The following is a 6320-nucleotide window of genomic DNA, read 5'->3' on the forward strand; positions in this document are numbered from 1 at the left end:
AGCCCGAAGGGCGTCTCGAAGGGGCAGGCGGCCCCCGTGACTCACGTGACTCACACCGGCTGCGTCGCCGTTTCCAGCCAGGCCGCGGTTTCGGGGTCAAGCAGCGGCGTCACGGCGACGCGGACGCGGGCATGGTAGGCGTTCAACCAGGCGCGTTCGGCCTCGTCCAGCAGGGCGGTGTCGACCAGCGCACGGTCGAGGGGGGCCAGGGTCAGGGTCTCGAAACCCAGCATCGGCCGCTCGCCGCCCGGCAGCGCTTCGGCGGGGGTGACGGCGACCAGATTCTCGATGCGGATGCCATAGGCCCCGGTCTTGTAGTAGCCCGGCTCGTTGGAGACGATCATCCCGGCCTGCAAGGCGACATTGTTGGCGACGCGGCTGATGCGCTGCGGCCCTTCATGCACCGAGAGATAGCTGCCGACGCCGTGCCCGGTGCCATGGTCAAAATCCAGCCCGGCCCGCCAGAGCGGCAGCCGCGCCAGCACATCGAGCTGCGAACCGCTCGTGCCCTTGGGAAACCGCGCGGTGGCGATGGCGATATGGCCTTTCAGCACACGGGTGAAACGGTCGCGCATCTCCGCCGTCGGTTCGCCGATGGCAACGGTGCGGGTGATGTCGGTCGTGCCGTCGAGATATTGCGCGCCGCTATCGACCAGGAACAGCTCGCCCGGCTGCAACAGCCGGTTGCTGGCCTCGGTCACCCGGTAATGCACGATGGCGCCGTTCGGGCCGCTGCCAGAGATGGTGTCGAAGCTGAGATCGCGCAGCACGCCGGTTTCGGCGCGGAACGCCTCCAGCCGGTCGGCCGCCTCCATCTCGCTGATCCGGCCGGACGCCGCCTCGCGCGCCAGCCAGGCCAGGAAGCGCGTCACCGCCGCCCCGTCACGCAGATGCGCGGCGCGGCTGCCGGCCAGCTCGACATCGTTCTTGCAGGCTTTCGGCAGCAGGCATGGATCTTCCCCGCGCGCCACCTTCGCCCCCGCCGCCTCCAGCCTTTCCAGCACCAGCACCGGGGCGCTGCCGGGATCGACCCGCACGCTCTTGCCCTGCCTGCCCAGCGCCTCCAGCGCCGGCACGAAATCCGCCGGCGCGCCCAGCGACACCGCATTGCCGAGATGCGCGCGGGTCGCGTCGCTCAGCTTTGCCGGCTCGATGAACAGCGCCACCGCGCCATCGGCATGCAGAATGGCGAAGGATAGCGGCAACGGCGTATGCGGCACGTCGGTGCCGCGGATATTCAGCAGCCAGGCGATGGATTCCGGCAGCGTCAGCACCGCCGCATCCTGCCCGGCCTTACGCAAATTCTCCGCGATGCGGTTGCGCTTGTCCGCCGATTCCTCCCCGGCATAGGCCAGATCGTGCGGTACGGCGGGGGTGATGGGCGGCGGCGGCTGGTCCGCCCAGACCGCGTCCAGGGGGTTGCTGTCCAGCGCCGCCAGCCGGCCCTTGGCGCGGGCGACGGCTTTCTTCAGCCGCTCCACCTCGTTCGCGGTGTGCAGCCAGGGGTCATAGGCCAGCACAGCGCCTTCCGGCAAATTCTCCGCCACCCACTCGCTGGCCGGCTGGTCGATCAGGTGCCGGCGCTCATACAGCGCGCCATCGACCTGGGTTTCGACCTGCAAGGTATAGCGCCCATCGATGAAGATCGCCGCCTTCTCCAGCAGCGCCACCGCCTGACCGGCCGAGCCGGTGAAGCCGGTCAGCCAGTTCAGCCGCTCGGCGCGCGCCGGCACATATTCGCCCTGATGCTCGTCGGCGCGCGGCACGATAAAGCCATCGACGCCCCGACGCTTCAGCTCGGCGCGGAGAGCGGCCAGCCGGGCGGCGTGATCGGGCAGAAAACGGGCCGTGGCGGCGATGGCGGATTCGGCGGAAGACATGGCGTTCCTTTGCGAAAAGCAGCTTCCTGCAAAGCTAGGCGCAGGCTGAAGCGGAGACAAGCCGAGCGTCACTGTTTCGTCACAAGCATCCCGCTATGCGCATGCACTAACATGATCCATGCACATGGATCATTGCTGCGGTGCACTAAATGCGCGTTTCTAATGGCTCGCGAGAGACTAATTATGTTGCGTGAAAGACGGAGCGCCCGGCCAGCCCTTTGGCCCCAAACTCTTCGAGCCCAAGCCCAAAGATTGGCGGGATGGAGCGACTGAGGCGCCCTTTGAAAAACATGAAAGGATTGCCATTATGACCCGCTCAAACACCCTGATGTCCTCGTTGCAGAACGAGACCTACATCCCGCAGATCGACACCCTGACCGCCACCCATCGGGCCCGTGCCATGCAGGCCGCCGCGATGCGCGACATGTTCGCCGGCCTCGGCCGCGCCATTGCCGCCGCCGCCGTGTGGATGGTCCGCCCGCTGGCCGTCTGGTACCGCAAGAACCGCACCTATAGCGAGCTGATGTCCCTGGACGACCGCATGCTGCAGGATATCGGCCTGCATCGCACCCAGGTCCGCACCGTCGCTTTCGATACCGAGATCGACGCCAGCACGGTGCGCCCGGCCGCGAACACCAACGCCACCCCGAAAGCCGCGTAATCCTCCCCCCTCACGCGCGCTTCAAGGGCCGGCGGCGCTCCCACCCCTCCTCCCCGGGTGGTGAGCGCCGCCGGTTTTCTTTTTCGGGTTCGCTTTCGTGTCCTACCCCCGGTGCTCCGTGCCCTCGCCGGCGGTGAGGAACAGGGTGCGGCTCGGCTCCCGCGTGACGATGCGATGCCATAGGCCGCGGGGAATAAAGCCGGTCTGGCCGGCGGCGACCGACAGCGTGCGCCCCTCGAATTCGACCTCGATGCCGCCCGACAGCACGACGACCAGCTCATCGCCCTTCGGATGGCATTCCCAATGCGTCGTGCCCGGCTGCATGTCGAAGCTGCTGACCAGCCAGCCGGCGAAGGGCAGCGCCTCCGTGCCCAGCTCGGCCCAGAAGCTCGGCGTCACCGCCATCGGGATCGCCGCGCCATCGGCGCGAAGCTGGAAATAGGTATCGAACAGGCCGGTTGCCTCGGTCGGTTTCTCGGCCATTCGTTCCTCCCCCAGACTCAGCCGATCATCAGCGTATGCCAGCCATCTTGCGGAATCCGACGCTTGAGGTACAGACGCTGGGCGCGGTGCGCGGAGAGCACCCACATCTCCTGCTTCGCCGTCAGGCCGGACAATACGGCGATGCCGCCCGGCGCCAGATGGCGCTTCAGATCCTTCGCCATATGGCACAGCGGCCGGGCCAGGATATTGGCGAAGATCAGATCGTACGGCCCCTTGCGCTTCACCAGCGGGTTGCGATAGCCGGGGCCGGAGATGGCGCGCACCCGGGGCACGCGGTTGAGGCGGGTATTCTCCCGCGCCACATCGCGCGCCACCGGGTCGATGTCCGACAGCAGTACACGGCAGGGCCAGCTTTTCGCCGCCGCGATGCCGAGAATGCCGGAGCCGCAGCCCATATCCAGCACCCGGAACGGCCGCCGCCGGCGCTTCGCCATCATGCCCGCCGCCATCAGGCAGCCGCGCGTCGTGGCGTGCTCGCCGGAGCCGAAGGCGAGGGCGGCGTCGATCAACAGCGGGATCGTGCTGGCCGGCACCGGCTTGGTATAGTGCGAGCCGTGGATGAAGTAGCGGCCGATCTGGATCGGCGGGAAGCGGCGGCGGTTTTCCAGCAGCCAGTCGGTCCAGGGCAGGGTCTTGAAGCGGACCTCCGGCGCGTCGATCCCGGCCACCAGCGCCGCCAGCTCAATGCCGGCGATCAGGCCGGGCTTGTCCGGCTGGCTTTCGCCGAATCCCTCGACCCGCCAGACCTTGCCGTCGGTGACCTCCACCATCGCCACCGCATCGACGAAATTCTCCACCACGTCGGAAAACGCCATCACATGGTCGATCGGCACGTCCAGCTCGATGCGGTAACCGCCGGTGCGCTGTTGCGACGCGGGTTGGGTGAGCTTCATTTCTTCTCCACGAAGGTTGCCAGCACCTTCTTCGTGCCGGCCTTGTCGAAATCGATCTCCAGCTTGTCGGCATCGACCAGCCGCACGGTGCCCATGCCGAATTTCTGGTGGAACACACGGCTGCCGCGCTGGAAGCCGGCGGCGTTCGGCTTGTTGGTCGCCACGCTGTAGGGCACGCCCTCCAGCGTCGGGGCCTCGCGCCGGGCAAAGCGCCGGCCCTGGGCCGTATTGGCCTCGAAATAGCCGCCGCTTTCGCGCGGCGGGTTGGAGGCGTACCGGCCGCTCCAGGTCGCCGCCCCCCAATCGGTCTGCCGCTGCGCGCCGCCGAACAGCCCGCCCTCGGTCACCTGCTCGACATGCTCGGTCGGCAATTCGGAGATGAAGCGCGACGGCAGGGCGCTCTGCCACAGCCCATGCACCCGCCGATTGGCCGCGAAGGAGATATTCGCCTTCTTGCGCGCCCGCGTGATGCCGACATAGGCGAGGCGGCGTTCCTCCTCCAGCCCCGAGGCGCCGCTTTCGTCCAGCGCGCGCTGGTTGGGGAACACGCCTTCTTCCCAGCCGGGCAAAAAGACGGTGTCGAATTCCAGCCCCTTGGCGCTGTGCAGCGTCATGATGGAAAGCTGGTCGATGCTGGCATCCTCGGCATTCTCCATTACCAGGCTGATATGTTCGAGAAAGCCGGCCAGGCTCTCGAACTCCTGCATGGCGTTGACCAGCTCCTTCAGATTTTCCAGCCGGCCGGGGGCCTCGACCGATTTATCGGCCTGCCACATGGCGGTATAGCCGCTCTCGTCCAGCACCAGCTGCGCCAGCTCGGCATGCGGCATGTGCTCCAACTCGGCCCGCCAGCGGTCGAAATCGCGGATCAGGTCGCCCAGCGCCTTGCGCGGCTTCGGCTTCAGCTCGTCGGTCTCCACCAGATAGCGGCAGGCGACCATGAGCGAGGTGCCCTGGCTGCGCGCAACCTGATGCGCGGCCTGCAGCGTGGCGTCGCCCAGCCCACGGCGCGGCGTGTTCACGATGCGCTCGAACGCCAGATCGTCGTCCGGCTGGGCGATCAGCCGCAGATAGGCGATGGCGTCACGGATTTCGAGGCGCTCGTAGAAGCGCGGCCCGCCGACCACCCGGTAGGGCACGCCCAGCGTGATGAAACGCTCCTCGAACTCGCGGGTCTGAAAGCCGGCGCGCACCAGCACGGCAATCTGCGCCAGCAGATGGTCCTTGCGCTGCAGCGCCTCGACCTCCTCGCCGACTACGCGCGCCTCCTCCTCGCCGTCCCAGACGCCGCGCACAGTGACCTTCTCGCCGGCATCCACATCGGTCCACAGCGTCTTGCCGAGGCGGCCTTCATTCCTCGCGATCAGCCCGGAAGCGGCGGCCAGGATATGCGGCGTCGACCGGTAATTCTGCTCCAGCCGGATGACGGCGGCGCCGGGGAAATCCTTCTCGAACTTCAGGATGTTCCCCACTTCTGCGCCCCGCCAGCCATAGATGGACTGATCATCGTCGCCGACGCAGCAGATGTTCTTGCTCTTCTGGGCCAGCAGGCGGAGCCAGAGATATTGCGCCACGTTGGTGTCCTGGTACTCGTCGACCAGCATGTAGCGGAAGCGGTCGTGATATTCGGCCAGCACCTCCGGGTGCTTCTGGAACAAATCCACGCAATGCAGCATCAGATCGCCGAAATCGGCGGCGTTCAGGGTCAGCAGCCGTTCCTGGTACTGGCGATAGAGCTGCGCGATCTTGCCGCCGGCCAAATCCATCGCGTCTTCCGCCGGCACCCGGTCGGGCGTCAGCGCGCGGTCCTTCCAGCGCTGGATAACGCCCATCAACACCCGCGCCGGCCAGCGCTTATCGTCGATGCCCTCGGCCTGGATGAGCTGCTTCAGCAGCCGCACCTGGTCGTCGGCGTCCAGGATGGTGAAATTGGATTTCAGCCCCACCAGCTCGGCATGGCGACGCAGGATGCGCACGCAGATCGCATGGAAGGTGCCGAGCCAGACCTGCTCCGCCGCCGGGCCGATGATGGCGGCGACGCGCTCGCGCATTTCCCGCGAGGCCTTGTTGGTGAAGGTGACGGCCAGGATGTTCCAGGGCCGCGCCCGGCCGGTGATCAGCAGATGCGCCAGCCGCGTGGTCAGCACCCGGGTCTTGCCGGTGCCGGCCCCGGCCAGCACGAGCACCGGGCCGTCGAGCGTTTCCACCGCCTGGCGCTGCGCGGCATTCAAGTTCTGCAGGTAGGGCGGCGTGGGGGTCGAGGTCATGGACATGCGGCTTGATATAGCGGATCGCCGGACGGATGTCCGCCCCTTTGGCGCGGCGTTAGTGTCCCTGCCATCGGCACCTTGCCCTGAGCTTCCCCTCGTCCTGAGGAGCCGC

Annotated in this window: 5 protein-coding genes; 1 reads left to right on the forward strand and 4 read right to left on the reverse strand. The window is 67.3% G+C overall.

The window, feature by feature from the left end:
• Positions 1 to 50 precede the first annotated feature (50 nt).
• Positions 51 to 1880 (reverse strand): aminopeptidase P family protein, encoded by a 1830-nt coding sequence (locus AUP43_RS05295; protein ID WP_067553515.1) that lies wholly within the window; start codon positions 1878 to 1880, stop codon positions 51 to 53.
• A 307-nt stretch (positions 1881 to 2187) separates the two neighbouring features.
• On the opposite strand from AUP43_RS05295, the gene AUP43_RS05300 reads away from it, so the two are divergent.
• Positions 2188 to 2541, forward strand: a complete 354-nt coding sequence (locus AUP43_RS05300; RefSeq protein ID WP_067553516.1) for an RSP_7527 family protein — start codon at positions 2188 to 2190, stop codon at positions 2539 to 2541.
• A 102-nt stretch (positions 2542 to 2643) separates the two neighbouring features.
• On the opposite strand, the gene AUP43_RS05305 is transcribed toward AUP43_RS05300, so the two are convergent.
• From AUP43_RS05305 to AUP43_RS05315, 3 genes are read right to left on the reverse strand one after another with little or no spacing between them, the layout of a single operon-like run.
• On the reverse strand, positions 2644 to 3024 hold the full coding sequence (locus AUP43_RS05305; RefSeq protein ID WP_067553518.1) for a cupin domain-containing protein: 381 nt from the start codon (positions 3022 to 3024) through the stop codon (positions 2644 to 2646).
• A 17-nt stretch (positions 3025 to 3041) separates the two neighbouring features.
• Positions 3042 to 3938 (reverse strand): 50S ribosomal protein L11 methyltransferase, encoded by an 897-nt coding sequence (locus AUP43_RS05310; protein ID WP_067553520.1) that lies wholly within the window; start codon positions 3936 to 3938, stop codon positions 3042 to 3044.
• Complete coding sequence (locus tag AUP43_RS05315; RefSeq protein WP_232314881.1) at positions 3935 to 6205, reverse strand: ATP-dependent helicase; 2271 nt, start codon at positions 6203 to 6205, stop codon at positions 3935 to 3937. Before AUP43_RS05315 ends, AUP43_RS05310 begins: the two co-directional genes overlap by 4 nt.
• Positions 6206 to 6320 lie beyond the last annotated feature (115 nt).

This window comes from Oceanibaculum pacificum (assembly GCF_001618175.1).
In the GTDB taxonomy this organism is placed as follows: Bacteria; Pseudomonadota; Alphaproteobacteria; order Oceanibaculales; family Oceanibaculaceae; genus Oceanibaculum; species Oceanibaculum pacificum.